Origin of the sequence: Candidatus Magnetobacterium casense (genome assembly GCF_000714715.1) — a bacterium.
GTDB lineage: Bacteria > Nitrospirota > Thermodesulfovibrionia > Thermodesulfovibrionales > Magnetobacteriaceae > Magnetobacterium > Magnetobacterium casense.
The window spans coordinates 78511-94629 of record NZ_JMFO01000003.1 but is presented as its reverse complement, the minus strand read 5'-3'; the positions used below and the strand labels follow the sequence as shown (position 1 = coordinate 94629).

The following is a 16119-nucleotide window of genomic DNA, read 5'->3' as shown; positions in this document are numbered from 1 at the left end:
GTGGAGATAATAGCACTTTACAATACTGCTCAGTTTGTAATACAATTACATGGCTACTTAATAGACATAGATGAGAGAGTGAGACGAAACTTATATGATGCAAAAGATAATACTATGCCACGACAACAGTGAGGTATCCGGTGCCTGTGAAGAGGTAACACTGCAACTGGCACGGTCATTTGGATGCGAGGTTGTTGGCATACACGGGTTTAACTCGGTGATGCACGACGGCGCCTTCAGGATAATGGAACCTACGCTGCCACAGGAATATCAAAAGGAAGAGATACTGCAACATCAGCGCGCTGTACATGCCAAGTTGATCAAGGTGGGCATGGAAAAGATATCCCTGTCGTATCTGAGACCTCTGGAGGACGATTTTAAAAAAGCGGGGGTGCCCTTCAGACCAAAGGTGCTTGAGGGAAAGAACTTTATTGCCATAAACGAAATGATACAACAGGAGGGCGACGGACTGGTCGTCATAGGGGCCAGCGGATTTAACGCCTTGGAGCGGGGGTTCGTGGGCAGCGTGTGTATGCGGGTTGTCAGAAGCAACGACCGGGACATCCTCGTTGTAAAGCGCCCGACACAGTTAAAGGAGCCAAATATAGTGGTCTGCCTCGACGGTAGCGCCTGTGCCATAAATGCCCTCAAGGCGGCAAAGGCCTTTGCGGAGAAGTACTCTGGCAACCTGCATCTTGTATACGCCTTTGACTCCTCCCTGCACAAGGACCTCTTTAACAGACTCAAGGACTCGGTTATAAACGCCGAGGGATTTTCATTCAACTCACAGCAGCAGGAGAAGATACACGATGAGTTCATAGACAAGGGGCTTGAGAGGGTCGGCTACATGATCCTGGACAAGGCCGAGCGGGACGTCTTTAACGGCAACAGTCTCAGTGCACGATTTTCGGAGGGCTGGGGGCTTGTGCCGGAAGATGCGCAGGTGGCAGGGGTCAGGGTCGTCAAGAAGGTCTTTGCCGGATACATATATAAGAGCATATGCGACTATGTCACCGAGATCAATGCCGATATGATTTTCATCGGACGCACGGGCAGACATCACGCCGAGGGGGTTGACCTTGGCTCGGTGACGGAGAATGTCTTAAGATACGCACCATGCAATGTCTTAATTACTCAGAAGGAGCAAAACAAGGGATGGCAGATATAAATAACATAGGCGCAACAGACAAATCACAGGACTACAAGCCCTACATCGTGTCATGGAACCTGACCAGTCAGTGTAACCTTTTCTGCCCGCACTGTTACATGGATGCCAGGGAGAGGGCGGCAGGTGAACTGACAACGCAGCAAGCAAAAGGAGTCATCGATGACCTGCACCGGTTAAACCCCAATATCATGTTGGTACTAACCGGTGGAGAGCCGATGCTGCGGGATGACATCTATGAACTTGTGGAGTACTCCGCTGGCCACGGATTTATCACCGTCATGGGCTCAAACGGGACGCTCCTGACAAAGGACAACCTCAAGAGGTTAAAGATTGCCGGTCTCAAGGGGCTGGGCATCAGCATAGACTCGGTTACCCCTACCTATCACGACTCCTTCCGCCTGTACTACGGGGCGTGGAACTTATCGACAGACGCATTGAAGTTTGGCAGAGAGGTTGATCTACAGACACAGGTAGATGTCACGGTAACGGACAGGAACTACAATGATATCGAGGAATTTATTGAGATGGCCATAAGGCTTGGAGCCAAGGCGGTCAATTTTTTCTTTTTAGTGTGTACGGGCAGGGCCAGGAAAGAATTCATATCCACGGAGAACTACGAAACAGTCCTGAGAAAGATCGCTGGCATCTCCGACACGGAAAAGAGAATCATGGTCAGGGCGCGTTGTGCCCCACACATATACAGGATACTGCACGAGGACAACGTGCATATTCCGCAGGGGACGAGGGGCTGTCTTGCCGGACGGTTATACATGCGGGTAGACCCCGTGGGAAACGTCACGGCGTGCCCATACATGCCAGACACCCTGGGTAACATCAAGGACCGCTCCATCGTGGATATCTGGACGGACTCCCAAAAGCTCACCCTCCTGCGCGACGGTCAGTACAAGGGCAGGTGCGGACGCTGTGAGTACACGGAGATATGTGGCGGGTGCAGGGCACGGGCATTGGCTCAGTACGGCGACTTTATGGAAGAAGACTCCCTATGTCTCTACGAACCCGCAGGAAAAGACAGGGTCACGGGCAAGGACAAGGTCGAACTCAATGACAACTTCCAGGGGTCAATTGCCTGGGATGATGCCGCAAAGGCAAGAATGAAACGGACTCCGGCTTTTATGAAAAACATGATTATCGGACTGATAGAAAAAAAGGCCAAAGAAAAAGGCATTGACGTTATAACATCGCAATTTGTCGATGAAATCAAATCCCAGGACTACTCCAGGATGCACGAAAAAAAATCTGACTAAGCAGTTGACAACAAATTGCTAATATGTATATAATTTCGTAGTGACTAAGATTACATTTCAAGAGTTGTCCAGGTTGGTAACGAATCAAGGAAAGTACAAAGAAGGAAAGCGCAAAAGGCACCATCTTTAGATGGTTAAATTATTATTAAAGGAGGTCATTACAGAGAATTGGGATTAATCTCCGCAGAAGATTAACCGGATTCTCTGGAAGAGCGTATGGTACGAAAACTTTTAGTCAGTGTGTTTGTGTTGCTGCAGATGATGATATTTAATATATCATTTGCGGCAGATACGGCTCCAAAACAAGCTGCACCACCAATCACGGCCGAAGAGATGACAAAGGCATCTGTTATTTATTTTGACAGATGTGCTGGTTGTCATGGAATGTTAAGGAAGGGTGCTACAGGGTCTGCCCTTACCCCGGACAAGACTCTGGCGATAGGCACGGAAAATCTTAAGATCATTATGGACGGCGGTCTGCCCGGTGGAATGCCGGATTGGGGCAAACAGGGCGTTATGTCGGCAGCCGATATAGACCTCGTAGCAAGATATATCCAGCACGAGCCACCATCACCACCCGAAATGACGCTGGACCAAATGAAGAAGTCCCTGAAAGTAACCCTGCAGCCTGCCAGCAGACCAAGTAAGCCTGAGCATTCACTTAATTGGCAGAATTTTATGGGAGTCGTCCTCAGGGATACCGGAAAGGTTGCCATTATTGACGGTGATACAAAGAAGCTCGTCTCTATCGTAGACACGGGATTTGCCGTACACATACTAAGGTCATCGGCTTCGGGCAGATTCTTCTACTCAATAGGAAGAGACGGCAAGGTAACACTCATAGACCTGTGGCTCAAGACCCCCGATAAAGTAGCCGAGGTCAAGACCTGTTATGACGCAAGATCAATAGAGACCAGTAAGTACAAGGGCAAGGAAGGTGACTTCATCGATAAGCTCGCCATTGTTGGATGCTACTGGCCCTCCAGTCTGGTAGTCCTCAACGGTGAAACCCTCGAACCAATGAAAGTGGTATCTACCAGCAGTTACACATATGACACAAACGAGTTCCTCAGAGAAGCAAGAGTTGCCTCTATCGTCGCCGCTCCATATGATCCAATATGGGTTGTCAACGTAAAAGAGACAGGACAGACATGGTTGGTCAACTACTCCGATCTGCGCAACATGAAGGTATCCATGATAGAGACCGAAAGATTTCTGCATGACGGAGGCTGGGACAGCTCCAAGAGATACTTCCTCGTTGCGGCCAATATGAGAAACAAGGTGGCTATCGTTGATACGGTAGAGGGTAAAATGGTTGCACTCGTTGAGACAGGCATTAAACCCCATCCCGGCAGAGGCGCTAACATAGAACACCCAGAGTATGGCCCTATATGGTGTACAGGACACTTGGGAGACAACACCATAGCATGTATCGGTACCGACCCCAAGAAACACCCACAACACGCCTGGAAGGTCGTTAAAAAGATCAAACTCCCCGGCGAAGGCGGTGGTAATCTCTTTGTAAAAACACACCCGTCATCAACCTGGATGTGGGCGGATAGACCATTAAATCCCGATCCAAAGCTGCAGAGGTCAGTCTTTGCAATAGATAAGAAAAAACTTGAGGTCGTAAAAACTATCGAACTGCCGGAAAAACACAAAGGAAGAGCCGTCCACTTCGAGTTCGACAAGAGTGGCAAAGAGGTATGGATCGCCGCCTGGGGTAAAAAGACCGAGCCAAGCGCAATCCTCGTCTATGACGATAAGACATTCAATCTGGTAAGCGAAATCACCGGCGACTGGGTAAGAACCCCAACCGGGCACTTTAACGTATACAACACCACACATGACGTATATTAACACTGTGACGTACTTGACCCTTAACAGGGCGTCAAACTAAGGTAAATGGCAAAGGCTGCAAAAGCAATTGTCGTTGTGCTCCTGATGCTGCTCCCTTCCCTGTCCTTCGGTGGCGGGGAAGGTGATCAGCCAAAGTCGGATACCCCAAAGGCAGATACCTACGAGAAATATTGTAGCACCTGCCACGGCACGGACAGACTCGGCGTTACGGCCTCCCCACTGTTGCCGCAATTGCTCACCAGATACTCCGATGAACGACTCACCTCAATTATAAGAAAAGGTCTGCCGGCAACTCAGATGCCGTCCTGGCCCGATATGAATGACGACGAAGTAAAAGCCATAATATCCTATATCAGAAAACCGGTAACCGTAAAATGGACAACACAAGACATCGAAAAAAGCATCACCCTGCAAGAAGTAAATCCCGTGCGGATAGAGAGTTTCAAGCGTATTCATAATATCAAGGATATAACCGCCGTAGTGGAGCGGGGCAATGACAGCGTATGGATAATGACGGGCGACCGAATGGTAGACTCCTTCAAGTTTGGAAACGTCCACGGCGGGGGTAAATTCGATACAAAAGGGACAATGTTCTTTCTGCCATCGCGAGACGGCTGGGTGGCCAAGTACAACCTCACCGAAGAGAGATACGTCGGAAGGGTGCGGCCTTGCGTCAACCTCCGAAACATAAGCCTCTCCAACGACGGTAAGCACGTCCTGGCGGCATGTCTCATCCCTCAAAACATATTCATCCTCGACACCGCAACTCTCAAACCCGTAAAAACCATTGAAAACGTCGGTAAAATAAGCGCCATCTACGAACAATACTCCAGCGATAAGGCAATATTCACCACAAAAGATAAACCACAAATAGGCCTGTTAGACACCACCACCTTCAACGTCGAATACATAAAGACAGAAGTGTCCTTTGAGGACTTCTTTATCGATCCCCTTGAGAGATACATCGTGGGCAGCTCACGGGAGAAAAGTCTGCTTGTCGTCATTGACCTCAAGACAAAGAAAACCGTCTTTGAACACAAGATCGAAAGTATGCCACACTTGGCCTCTGCCTCTTTCTGGTACGACAAGGGCAGCTTCTACTTCGCCACACCGCACATCCTTAAGCCATACATATCCCTGTGGAAGATGTACAACTGGGGCTTTGTCAAAAACATTGATATCGGCGGGGAGGGCTTCTTTGTCCGCACCACACCGGCATCCCCATACCTCTGGATGGACAACGGCACTGATACCCTCACACTCATCGATAAAAAGACTCTCGCCCTGAAATATCTGACCTCCAGAAAGGGAAAGAAAGCCACACACACGGAATTCTCCGGCGATGGCAAGATATCCTATATCAGCATCTTTGAACAAGACGGATATCTTGTCCTGTACGACTCCGCAACCCTGAAGGAGCTCAAGAGCTTTAAGGCCAATCTCCCGGTTGGAAAATACAACTTTGTCCATAAATCAAGGTGGTATGAGAAATATCAGCTAGGCCGGGAACTATACATGGAAAAATGCTGGGGCTGCCACCACACCACAAGCGAGGCATTTGGACCAGCCTTTTCAAAGATCGTGCGGGAGAGACCGGAGTCAATCATAAGGGAACAACTGACAGACCCCGTGACCACCGCCAAAAAGCTCGGTTACAAGCGCAGCGTGATGCCAAAGATAGACCTCAAACCGGAGGAGATGGATGTGCTGATGAGGTTCGTTGAGGAGTTCAGGAAGTCGGGCGAAGATGCTCAGGATAACTGATTTCCTAAGAGAGAGCATCGGCAAGGGTGTTAATGACAGGGCTGGCAGCACCAGGGAAAAGGACACCCCCGTTGTCGTTTGCATCTGGAACCTCACCAACTATTGCAACCTCTCCTGCAAACACTGTTACTCATCCGCCAAGCCCCTTACAGAGCGTGCGTATACAAACGGCGCCGAGGTCGATGCGTTGACCCTCTCCGAAATAAGGGCCATCATCCCCACGCTGTATGACAACGGCATAAGGTGTGTCATACTCTCAGGCGGTGAACCGCTGCTGCGGGATGATATCTTTGACATTGCACGGGAGCTTAAGGGCGCCGGAATAATGACGGCGCTTTCGACAAACGGCCTCCTGATTAACGAAGGGCTGAAAGACGAAATAACACAGTGCTTCGATTACGTAGGCGTCAGTATCGACGGCCTGCCGCAGGTGCATGACTCCTTCAGGGGGTTAAGCGGCGCCTATGGCCGGAGCATCGATGCCCTGAGGATGTGCATGGACTGGGGCCTGGACGTGGGACTTCGCTTTACCCTGTCGCAGGCAACCTATGGAAGTCTGGAACATATCTTTGATATCGTAGAGCGACAACAGTTCCCAAAACTCTACATATCGCACTTGGTATACTCAGGTCGTGGGGGGATGCTCGAAGACCTCGACAAGGCAACATACAGGTCGGCGGTGACGTACATTATCCAAAAGACCCTGTCATACATAGAGCGTGATATAAGCGTAAAGGTCATTACGGGCAATAACGATTCCACGGCCGTTGCCTTGCTTGACATTGTGAGACAACGATACTCCACCCCGGCATACGACGCACTCTATGACCGATTGCGGCGTTGGGGTGGCAATCAGGCCGCAGTCGCCCTGGTCAACATAGGCCACAAGGGCGATGTCAAGGCTGACCCGTTTTACCGGGAAGTTGCAGGCAACATCAGGCAGCAGGACTTTGGCGACATCTGGAACAACAGCCCGTTTCTAAAACAACTCAGACAAACCCCGCGTAAGTTCAAAGGTCGCTGTGGCAGTTGTCAGTACATCGACATCTGTAACGGCAACTCCAGGGCAAGGGCTTTTGCCATACACGGGGATTACTACGCGGAGGATCCGGCATGTATTTTATAAGAGAAGAGAAGAAGAAGGGGGAGGCGCTCTGCCCTCCCCCTCAGACCCCTACCCGCAAGGGGGCCAGCCCCCTTAACCCCTTAATGCTATACGTTATGCTTATATTTTGGGGTATTTCGCTATTGTTCAGCACTCATGCGGCAGCCGAAAAGGTCTTTGTTGTAGAGAGAGAGCGGGAGGCGCTTGCGTTGATCGAAGACGGCAAGTTGCTCAGGGAGATCAAGGGGGTTAAGAATCTCAATCACGCTACTGTTAAGTTTCACAAGGGGTTTCTGTATGTCATAAGCAGGGATGGTTTCTTGTCGAAGGTTGACTTGGGCACGTATGAGGTGGTAAAGAGCGCCAGGACGGGTAAGAGCGGGATAGGGTTTATATTCTGTGGCGATTTCATTGGTGTGGCCAACTACGACCCAAAGGACGTCGTGATACTTGACGAGGGGCTCAATACGGTGAAGGTTATAGAGACGGGGTCGCGCAACGTCGGTATAAAGTGCAGGGACAACCTGCTGATCTATGCCCTTATGGATGATGACCAGATATGGGTACACGATGTCAGTAAGAACCATGAGAAGGTCAAGGAGATCAAGACAAAGGGGGAGATGCCCTTTGATGCTTTCCTCAGTGACAATATATATGTGACGGGCTTTTTCAAGGGCGGTGTTGGGATCGTTGACCTTGATACGTTCAAGTATACGGAAAAGGAGACAAAGGCGGGCAGCGATACGGTCTTTAAGATACCGCATTTCGGGACGTGGGGGGTGCTCAATCAGAGGGCCTTTATCCCGGCGGTAGGAGAAAAGAAGCTGTATATACTAGACATGAAGGATTTCGGTTATATCAGTTCGATAGACCTGGTTGGTTTACCCGTGTTTGTGGTAGTCTCCCCGGACAAGAAATACATAGCCGTCAACTACAGCGGGGACAAGGACGACTATGTTTCGATAATAGACCCTAAGACCAACAAGGTGATCAAGACCATAAGTGCCGGTAAACGGGTGATGCACCTTAGATTTTCCCACGACGGCAAATCGCTCTATGTTTCGTCGTATTTTGAAAATGCCGTTAAGACCTTCAGCGTTGATACGTGGGATGTTATCAACACGGTGAGCGTGCCCACCCCATCTGGGGTATTCATTCCTGATGCAGCGGGGGCTAAGTAGGATAGCAATGGACATCCAAGTAATCAAAGCGTTAGAAGAGGGTATCCCCCTGGTAACAGAACCGTTTAAGGAGATGGCGCAGGGACTGGGGATTACCGAGGCCGAGTTTATCGACACGCTAAGGAGGCTCAAGACCGACAGGATTGTCAGACAGATATCGCCGATCTATGAGACAAGGATGCTAGGCTACAAGAGTTCGCTTGTGGCATTTAAGGCCGAAGCCGACCGGATCGAACATGCTGCAGGGGTGATAAACTCATACCCCGGTGTCAGCCACAACTATCTCAGAGACCATGATTTCAATCTGTGGTTTACGATAGCAGTTCCCCCAGATTCCAGCTATGGTCTGAATGATACAATCCGCCTTATCGCCCAAAGGGCCGGTGTCGAACATTACATGTTGTTAGAGTCAAAGACGATCTTTAAGATCGGTGTAAAGCTGGCCAAACGCAGCGGTATCAGCGAAAAGGAAGAGGTTAAGACCTCTATCAAAAGTTTTAGTCCCCTGGATGACACCGACAAGCGTGTGATCAGGGTCACGCAGGTGGATATTCCCTTGGTGTCCAGGCCGTTTGCGCACTTTGCAGAGGTTGCCCAAATGGATGAAGCAGCTCTGATAGATAAGCTGCGAGAGTTGCTGCAACGCGGGGTAATCAGGCGTTATGCGGCGGTGCTGTATCACAGAAATATCGGCTTTAGCGCCAACGGCATGGTGGTCTGGGCCGTGGCACCGGAGATGCTCCAGGAGACGGGTCGCAAGATGGCCTCATACATGGCCGTGTCACACTGTTACGAACGCTCCGTCACCGAAATGTGGCAGTACGGTCTGTTTACGATGATACACGCCAAGAGTACGGAAGAACTGCAACAAATCGTCGATACGATAAGCAGGGAAACAAACGTGGCGGACTATAAAATCCTGTATTCCACCAGGGAATTTAAGAAGGCCCGACCAAAGTACTTCACCGACGACTACTATCAATGGGAAAAGACGATTTAGCCAACGCCCTTCCGGCACGTTGCCTGCAATGGCTTGTCAGTTCAAGGCTTCGGTTCATCAGCGAGATGAAAGAGGGCATGCCGGTGAAGTATTTTTCAGCACACCTCCCCGTTATGGTCACGTGGTCTGAGACGTCGCAGCGCTATCCGCTCAATATGACCGTCAAGGGCATTGGGCTGATCCCCGGGGGTGATAACCTGCTCAAATATACGGAATTGCTTGAAGAGACGGCAGCAACTGCTCGCAACCTCCCCACGCAGGAAGGCATGGTCTTGCGCGTTGAGGCCATGGGCAGACTCTACAGTGATGCGTCAAACTTTGACCCCGCACTCTTGGGTGGACTGGAGATTTTTGGTGGTAAGACCCTCGAAAATCTGACCAAAAATTGCTACGCCTCACTCTTGTATGCAGGTATGCAGCAGGATGATGGCACACTGAGCTACATAAGTTTTCAGGTAAACGGCAGAATAGATATCCTGGACAGGACTAATTCGCACTACAGATTTCTGTTGGCATCGAGAAAGCTCTTTGAACACGACAGGTTCCACATATTTCAGCCCGATTATCCCCACGGTTATCTGATAAGTGTCGAGGAGGTCATAGACAAATCCCCCTGGTCCATGGCCGGCAAAAAAGGGTAAGCCACCCTGGCCACATAGCAAGTAAGCGAGCATAAATAGCTATAACAAGCAGGAAGGGGTCAAAAGGTTCATATAAGGAGTACAGAAGGCCATGACTTACTCCCTCACAATCTCAGCTATAATTTCGACGACCCTTTTGGTCGGGTCCTTGTGCTCATACATGGCCCTCAGACGGCCAAAGACGTTGAGCATCCTTGTACGTGCCTCATCATCACGATACAAACGCTCCACCTCGGTGGCTATCATCTCCGGGGTGGCTTCATCCTGAATCAACTCCCTGACTATTTCGGCATCGTGGATCAGGTTTACGAGGTTGATGTAATTGACTCTTATGAGCATCCGTCCGGCGTAGTAAGTAAAGGCTGACAACCGGTAGATAACCACCATCGGCACCCCGATAATGGCCGCCTGAAAGGCCGCCGTCCCCGATGCAACCACCGCTAATGTGCTTACGGCAAGGACGTCAAGCGCCCGGTCGGCAACAATAACCACCCCGAGGGCCTCCAACTCAGCCAGACTACCGGCATATCTGCCACGCTCCAAGTGTGACACCAACGGCATCAGATACTGAAACTCCGGATGTCTTGCCTTCAACAACCTCACAGACTCAACCATCACGGGCAGATGCCTGTCCACCTCACTGTGCCTGCTCCCGGGCAAGAGCGCAACAACAGGCGCTTGCGGATTGAGTGAAAACCCCGCCAACAACGCATCCCTGTCAATGGGATGCCCCGTTATCTCCTCAACCACAGGATGCCCCACGAACTCACACTCTATGCCATGCTGTGCATAAACCGCCGGTTCAAAGGGCAACAGCACTGCAATCCTGTCCGTCAGACGCCCGATGGTCTTGATCCGCCCGCGCCTCCACGCCCATACCTGAGGGCTTACGTAGTACAGCACCTTTATGCCGTGTTTCTTGGCGCTCCTGGCAACCCTGAGATTGAAGTCCGGGAAATCTATCAACACCAGGACATCAATCCTCAGTGTCTTAAACAGGGCGGTTATCTTTTTATACATGCGCCTCAGTGCCACGAGTGTCGATGCGGCCTCGATAAGCCCAAATGCCCCCGTCATGTACCCAACAAGTTCGACCCCGGCGGCCTCCATCCCCTTGCCGCCAACGCCTATCAAGTTGACATTGGGCCACCGCTGCTTCAACTGCCTTGCAAGCAAAGCCCCGTACAGTTCACCGGATGCCTCCCCGGCGATTATCATTATCCTCGTTGGCATTACAAAAAGAAGGGGGTGGCTCTGCTTCTTGTCGCCCCATGGCGCCCATAGCCCCCCTCAGCCCTACACGCATTATGCTTAATCCTAAGTTTTATATAAACACTTCTGTCCATGTACTGATATGGATGGTTACATGTCATTCTGAATTTCAATATCTATACTACCATAATGTTCAATGCCTTCTACTTCCATTGCAATTTCTTTAGCACGATTACGGAGACGAATACGGGTTTCTATTACTTCCTGCATTTCATAGGCAATTTGATTGCACATAGTTTCCTCTTTAGGTATAGGCAAGGCTATTTCAAATAATCGCTTGCCCAGAGTATCAATAATGTCTTGTGTAAATTGTTTCGCTCGTACCTGCCTACGGACAATAGGAGAGTTAAGACAAGCGAATAATAACCACGGACTAAGGCTGTCTGGCTTTACAACCCTTATACGGTAAATGTGGCTTTGAAAAATCATGGGAACATCACTTTCTGTTACAATAGCAGTGTTACCTATAAGATAAGTACCATCACGTACCATAAGAATATCTCCGGCAAGTACGTCAATTTGTGATTTGTAATTTTCATAGATTTGTTTACTAATACCATGTTTAAAGTCTGCTTTAATTTCCCAATTGGAAATATCTGATGTACGAATAAATGGAATTGTTCCTGTACCATATGCCATTTTACCTATTTCGACACCTGTGTCTAATGTGATAATTCCATTTTTTAGAAGTTCTTCAATTGTCACCATATTATGAGTTATAGATAGACTAGTGATATCAGTTTCTATCTCTGGATTATAGTATTTGGGTACTAAAATACGATTACGTATTGTCTCTGATGATAGAGTGAAACCAAGATGATTAGCAGTGAAGGACTTATCAAGAGTGAACTCCTTAAATCGTTTAATGATGTCTGGAATATCATCAAGCAGAACTTCTTCACCATCAGAAGATATGCGTATTGTAGGATTACCTCTTGAATCGTGACCACACCATTTAGCCTCTGCCATAAATATAGGATAAGGATGATATGGTATGCTTTTTTTCATAAACAGCGTGCAAACTTTAGTATGAGTTCCACCTTTACCACTTGTTTTAAAAAGTGATTCCGGCATTGTTACAACACCTATTAAAGTTACTTTTTCAAACAGGTATGTGATAATATATTCATATGAAGGATTACCAAGAATACTTTCCGGCAAAACTATGCCCATTCTGCCTCCTTCACGAAGCAGTTGAAGACAACGCTCTAAAAATATAAGTTGTGGTGATTGTTCGTCACAAAGGGAAGAAGTTTTTGTGAACTCACCAGTTTTTTTGTCTTTTTTCCATTTATATCCAAATTCAAATTGAGATAGCAATGAATCCCCTTTGACTACGATATTCTTACCAAATGGCGGGTTCGTTAAGATAATATCGAATTTACCTAGTTGCACCTTATCAAACATTGAGCGTGACCATTCGTTAGGATGTTTTAAAGAATTTTCGCAAAAAATTCCACCTCGTCCATCACCCACCAAAGCCATATATGCTTTACATACCTTAGCAAGAAAGGCATCTTTATCTATACCTCGAAAACACTCAGTGGCAACATCTATTTCACGTTTTATTAGCTGTTTCTCAGACCAGCCTTTACTTTTAGCATCTTCTCTAATCCGTCCCCAGACATGATCAAGTGAGCCTATTAAAAACCCGCCAGAACCACATGCCGGATCTATAATCTTTTCGCCTGGCATAGGGTTAATAATTTCCACCATCAATTTCACCACATTGCGAGGTGTAAAAAATTGACCTTCTGACCCACGGAGTGCAGGTCCTATAAAAACCTCAAACGCATCTCCTATGGCGTCTCGATCTGCATCCATAATGCAGTAGTTTTGAAGTTGCCCAACAACATAATAAAGGCTGTCAGGGTCAAGTCTTATAGAGTCACTTTTTTCAAAAACATCCTCAAAGGTTGCTATCTTTACCCTTTCAAAAATATCAAGAATACGTCTATAGACTTCATTGGGGTCTTCACCAACACCAGCACGAAACATAACCGTTTTGTCCATATCTGTTTCCTGCTCGTCAAGTATCTTGCAAAAAAGAATATTTATAATTTCTTTGGCTAGAGTTTCATCTCGTGTGATTCCGGTAGTCATACCGGCCAAATGATTTCTAATTGTTTTAAAATCAACCTTTAAATTATGAGGTGGTTTTAAGTCTTTTCTTTTAAACTTCCCAATATCATCAATTCTTTGACCATATATAGGAATATTGGGAATATCTTCAAACTCAACTCTTCCATGTTTTTCAATTTTTCTAATAAATAATTTTTCATCACCATTAAACCAAACACCTAAAATTGCTCTTGAAAACTTTAAATAATCCCGAAGTTGTGTTTTACCATCTTTTTTACTTTTCTTTTTACATTCAATAATAATATATATGTTATCTTCTTGTTTTTTGCTATTTGTGAAAACTGCAATATCAAGAGGATATTCCTTTTTTGTATCCGAGGGTCTTACCTTTACCCGAAACTGTGGTCTTGTTTGAATATGGTCTTTGGGGTAATTGTAATCTTCAACTAGTTGTTTAGAAAACACCTGAACAGCTTCTACTTCTTCAGGTGTTGCCTCAATTTCCAAGCCGGAAATAAAATCTGTTATATTACCTTCTTTCACAATTATTTACCAGATCCTTTTTAATTTAAGTGGTTACCAAGTATACGTATCCTATAAAAAAAGCATGGTAAAAGGTTTCGCAGGGAGGGGTCAAGGAGGGGTGGGACACCTCGGTTACAAAGAAGCCCCCCTGACCCCCATCTTAAGCACTTCCTACAGGCATCCCAGGATCACCTCACATACCCTGTGTATGTCTTCCTCCGACATCCCGGGATACACGGGCAGAGACAACACCTCTTGGCACGCCTGTTCCGCTATGGGGAAATCTCCCTGTTTGTAGCCGTACCTTTCGGTTGCCCGCTGAAGGTGCATCGGGATGGGATAGTACACCACCGATGCTATGTCCTCCTGATGCAGCTTGGCCCTTATCTTGTCCCGCTGCGGGCTGCGTATCGTGTACTGATGGTAGTTGCTGACGTATCCTTGGGGGACATGCGGGCAGCGAAGATGACCTGCAAGCAGCGAATCATAAAGCCGTGCGTTTTGCCGTCTCAACTGGTTTTGTTGCTCGACTTTCTTTAACTTAATCAGCAGTATGCCGGCTTGTATTTCATCGAGCCTGCTGTTAAAGCCCAAACACTCGTGTACGTAGTTGCCATGTGAGCCGTGGTTTCTCAGCGCAAGTATCTGCTGATACATCCGGCAATCGTTGGTTGTAACTGCTCCGCCATCACCATAGCAGCCGAGGTTCTTGCTTGGATAAAAGCTAAAACACCCGGCATCTCCAAAACTCCCCGTCAACTGACCATTGATCGAAGAGCCAAAGGACTGCGCACAGTCCTCCACAATGCCAAGCTTGTACTGCCTGGCAAGAGACATTATCCCCTCCATGTCGCAGGGCACTCCAAATATATGCACCGGCAGGATGACCTTTGTCTTTTTCGTTATCTTTTCCTCAATCTTATTAACATCGATATTAAGCGTATTTTCATCAATGTCTACAAATACCGGTCTTGCGCCGTTATAGATGATGCTCTCAATTGTGGCGAAAAACGTAAACGGTGTCGTTATGACCTCATCGCCCTTGCCGACAGAGAGACATGCAAGGCTCAAAAACAGCGCCCCCGTGCCCGAACCCACCCCGGCAGCATAACTCAAACCATGGTAGGCCGACAACTGCCTCTCAAACTCCTCAACGTGCGGACCCAAGATGTAGCGACTGCTGCCCAGTATGTCAACAACGCTCTGTATCACCTCTTTTTCGATATCAAGAAACTCCTTGCGTAAATCCAACATTGGTATCATATCATCAGACTCTCGTATGCCTTGTTCTCCTTTATAATATTATTGATCAACAGTGTCAGCTCCAACGCATAACGTGCCTCCACTGCAGTGACGGGAGGTTGTCTGTTGTCTCTGATGCAATTGACAAAGTCCATCAACTCACTCTGTAGCGGCTCAGAACTTTCAACGGCGATGTCCTCGGTCGCTATTGACGTGCCGTCCTTAAAGTATCTGGTAAGTGTTATGTTGTGCAGGTCTACAGACAGGGAGGTATCTCTCTGAACAACCTTCAGGGTACGCTTCTTGTGCGGATAGAGTCTGCCGGTCATCAGCACGGCATTGAGGCCGCTTTCAAACTCGATCCATGCCCGTGCCATGTCCGTCTTCTGCGTAAGGACACGTGCCCCAACTGCCTTTACCGACCTTGCCTTTGACCGTGCGATGGCCAGCACAATGTCTATGTCGTGGATCATCAAATCCAGGGTCACGTCGATATTAAACGCCCTTGGAATCAGTGGTGACAATCGTTCTGTCTCGATGCAAAGTGGAATATCTATCAACGACTGTGCCCTCAGAAACGCCGGATTGTATCTCTCCACGTGTCCCACCTGCGTGATGAGTCCCCTGCTGTGCGCCTCTTGTATGATGGCGTCTGCTTCCAGGAGTGTAGAGGAGATTGGTTTTTCTATGAAGACATGCTTTCCGGCCCTTAGACATTCCAACGCTATGGGACAATGCGTGGCGGTTGGCGTGGCGATTACTACGGCATCCACCAGTGGCAGTATTTGGCGGTAATCGGTGCTTGTGCTCAATGCTGATGGGCTACCTGTATGCTCCTTTCTGCCGTGGTTGCGCAGGGCGTCATCCAGTGCCTGCTGATTCGTATCGGATACTGCCCTCAGCACAACGCCATCCAGCCCGGATAAAATGCGGCAGTGGTGACGTCCAAAATACCCCGCCCCGATTACCCCTACGTGTAATGCAGATGTCCTACGCTCTATGGACAATACCGTC

Annotated in this window: 12 protein-coding genes; 8 read left to right on the top strand and 4 right to left on the bottom strand. The window is 48.2% G+C overall.

Annotation, left to right across the window (positions count from 1 at the left end; genetic code table 11):
• Positions 1-94: 94 nt before the first annotated feature.
• From Mcas_RS02125 to Mcas_RS02090, 8 genes are all read left to right on the top strand, one after another.
• On the top strand, positions 95-1168 hold the full coding sequence (locus Mcas_RS02125; RefSeq protein ID WP_040333822.1) for a universal stress protein: 1074 nt from the start codon (positions 95-97) through the stop codon (positions 1166-1168).
• Positions 1156-2433 (top strand): radical SAM/SPASM domain-containing protein, encoded by a 1278-nt coding sequence (locus tag Mcas_RS02120; RefSeq protein WP_052566721.1) that lies wholly within the window; start codon positions 1156-1158, stop codon positions 2431-2433. Before Mcas_RS02125 ends, Mcas_RS02120 begins: the two co-directional genes overlap by 13 nt.
• 258 nt (positions 2434-2691) lie before the next feature.
• Positions 2692-4293, top strand: a complete 1602-nt coding sequence (locus Mcas_RS02115; RefSeq protein WP_052566770.1) for a cytochrome D1 domain-containing protein — start codon at positions 2692-2694, stop codon at positions 4291-4293.
• Between the two features lie 45 nt (positions 4294-4338).
• A complete protein-coding gene (locus tag Mcas_RS02110) occupies positions 4339-6057 on the top strand; it encodes a nitrite reductase (protein ID WP_052566720.1) in 1719 nt (572 codons plus the stop codon).
• On the top strand, positions 6041-7183 hold the full coding sequence (locus Mcas_RS02105; RefSeq protein ID WP_040333820.1) for a radical SAM/SPASM domain-containing protein: 1143 nt from the start codon (positions 6041-6043) through the stop codon (positions 7181-7183). The genes Mcas_RS02110 and Mcas_RS02105 overlap by 17 nt, the downstream gene beginning before the upstream one ends.
• Positions 7171-8343: a cytochrome D1 domain-containing protein gene (locus tag Mcas_RS02100; protein ID WP_200873611.1), complete on the top strand. Its 1173-nt coding sequence runs from the start codon at positions 7171-7173 to the stop codon at positions 8341-8343. Before Mcas_RS02105 ends, Mcas_RS02100 begins: the two co-directional genes overlap by 13 nt.
• Positions 8344-8350: 7 nt before the next feature.
• Positions 8351-9343 (top strand): siroheme decarboxylase subunit alpha, encoded by a 993-nt coding sequence (gene ahbA, locus Mcas_RS02095; protein ID WP_040333819.1) that lies wholly within the window; start codon positions 8351-8353, stop codon positions 9341-9343.
• Positions 9325-9984 carry a hypothetical protein gene (locus Mcas_RS02090; protein ID WP_040333818.1) on the top strand — a complete coding sequence of 220 codons (660 nt, stop codon included), beginning with the start codon at positions 9325-9327 and terminating at the stop codon, positions 9982-9984. The genes ahbA and Mcas_RS02090 overlap by 19 nt, the downstream gene beginning before the upstream one ends.
• Before the next feature lie 96 nt (positions 9985-10080).
• Here Mcas_RS02090 and lpxB read toward each other — a convergent pair whose 3' ends face one another.
• The 4 genes from lpxB to Mcas_RS02070 all read right to left on the bottom strand — a co-directional run bounded on the left by lpxB (position 10081) and on the right by Mcas_RS02070 (position 16112).
• On the bottom strand, positions 10081-11217 hold the full coding sequence (lpxB, locus tag Mcas_RS02085; RefSeq protein WP_052566719.1) for a lipid-A-disaccharide synthase: 1137 nt from the start codon (positions 11215-11217) through the stop codon (positions 10081-10083).
• 129 nt (positions 11218-11346) lie between these two features.
• Positions 11347-13881 (bottom strand): N-6 DNA methylase, encoded by a 2535-nt coding sequence (locus Mcas_RS02080; protein ID WP_052566718.1) that lies wholly within the window; start codon positions 13879-13881, stop codon positions 11347-11349.
• 153 nt (positions 13882-14034) lie between these two features.
• Entirely contained in the window at positions 14035-15126 is a 1092-nt protein-coding gene (locus Mcas_RS02075) for a DegT/DnrJ/EryC1/StrS family aminotransferase (protein WP_040333817.1), read from the bottom strand.
• Complete coding sequence (locus Mcas_RS02070) at positions 15123-16112, bottom strand: Gfo/Idh/MocA family protein (protein WP_081853538.1); 990 nt, start codon at positions 16110-16112, stop codon at positions 15123-15125. The genes Mcas_RS02075 and Mcas_RS02070 overlap by 4 nt, the downstream gene beginning before the upstream one ends.
• Positions 16113-16119 lie beyond the last annotated feature (7 nt).

Coding starts and splice junctions, on each gene's coding strand:
- Mcas_RS02125 (WP_040333822.1), top strand. CDS start 95: ATGATGCAAAAGATAATACTATGCCACGACAACAGTGAGGTATCCGGT.
- Mcas_RS02120 (WP_052566721.1), top strand. CDS start 1,156: ATGGCAGATATAAATAACATAGGCGCAACAGACAAATCACAGGACTAC.
- Mcas_RS02115 (WP_052566770.1), top strand. CDS start 2,692: ATGATGATATTTAATATATCATTTGCGGCAGATACGGCTCCAAAACAA.
- Mcas_RS02110 (WP_052566720.1), top strand. CDS start 4,339: ATGGCAAAGGCTGCAAAAGCAATTGTCGTTGTGCTCCTGATGCTGCTC.
- Mcas_RS02105 (WP_040333820.1), top strand. CDS start 6,041: ATGCTCAGGATAACTGATTTCCTAAGAGAGAGCATCGGCAAGGGTGTT.
- Mcas_RS02100 (WP_200873611.1), top strand. CDS start 7,171: ATGTATTTTATAAGAGAAGAGAAGAAGAAGGGGGAGGCGCTCTGCCCT.
- ahbA (WP_040333819.1), top strand. CDS start 8,351: ATGGACATCCAAGTAATCAAAGCGTTAGAAGAGGGTATCCCCCTGGTA.
- Mcas_RS02090 (WP_040333818.1), top strand. CDS start 9,325: ATGGGAAAAGACGATTTAGCCAACGCCCTTCCGGCACGTTGCCTGCAA.
- lpxB (WP_052566719.1), bottom strand. CDS start 11,217: ATGCCAACGAGGATAATGATAATCGCCGGGGAGGCATCCGGTGAACTG.
- Mcas_RS02075 (WP_040333817.1), bottom strand. CDS start 15,126: ATGATACCAATGTTGGATTTACGCAAGGAGTTTCTTGATATCGAAAAA.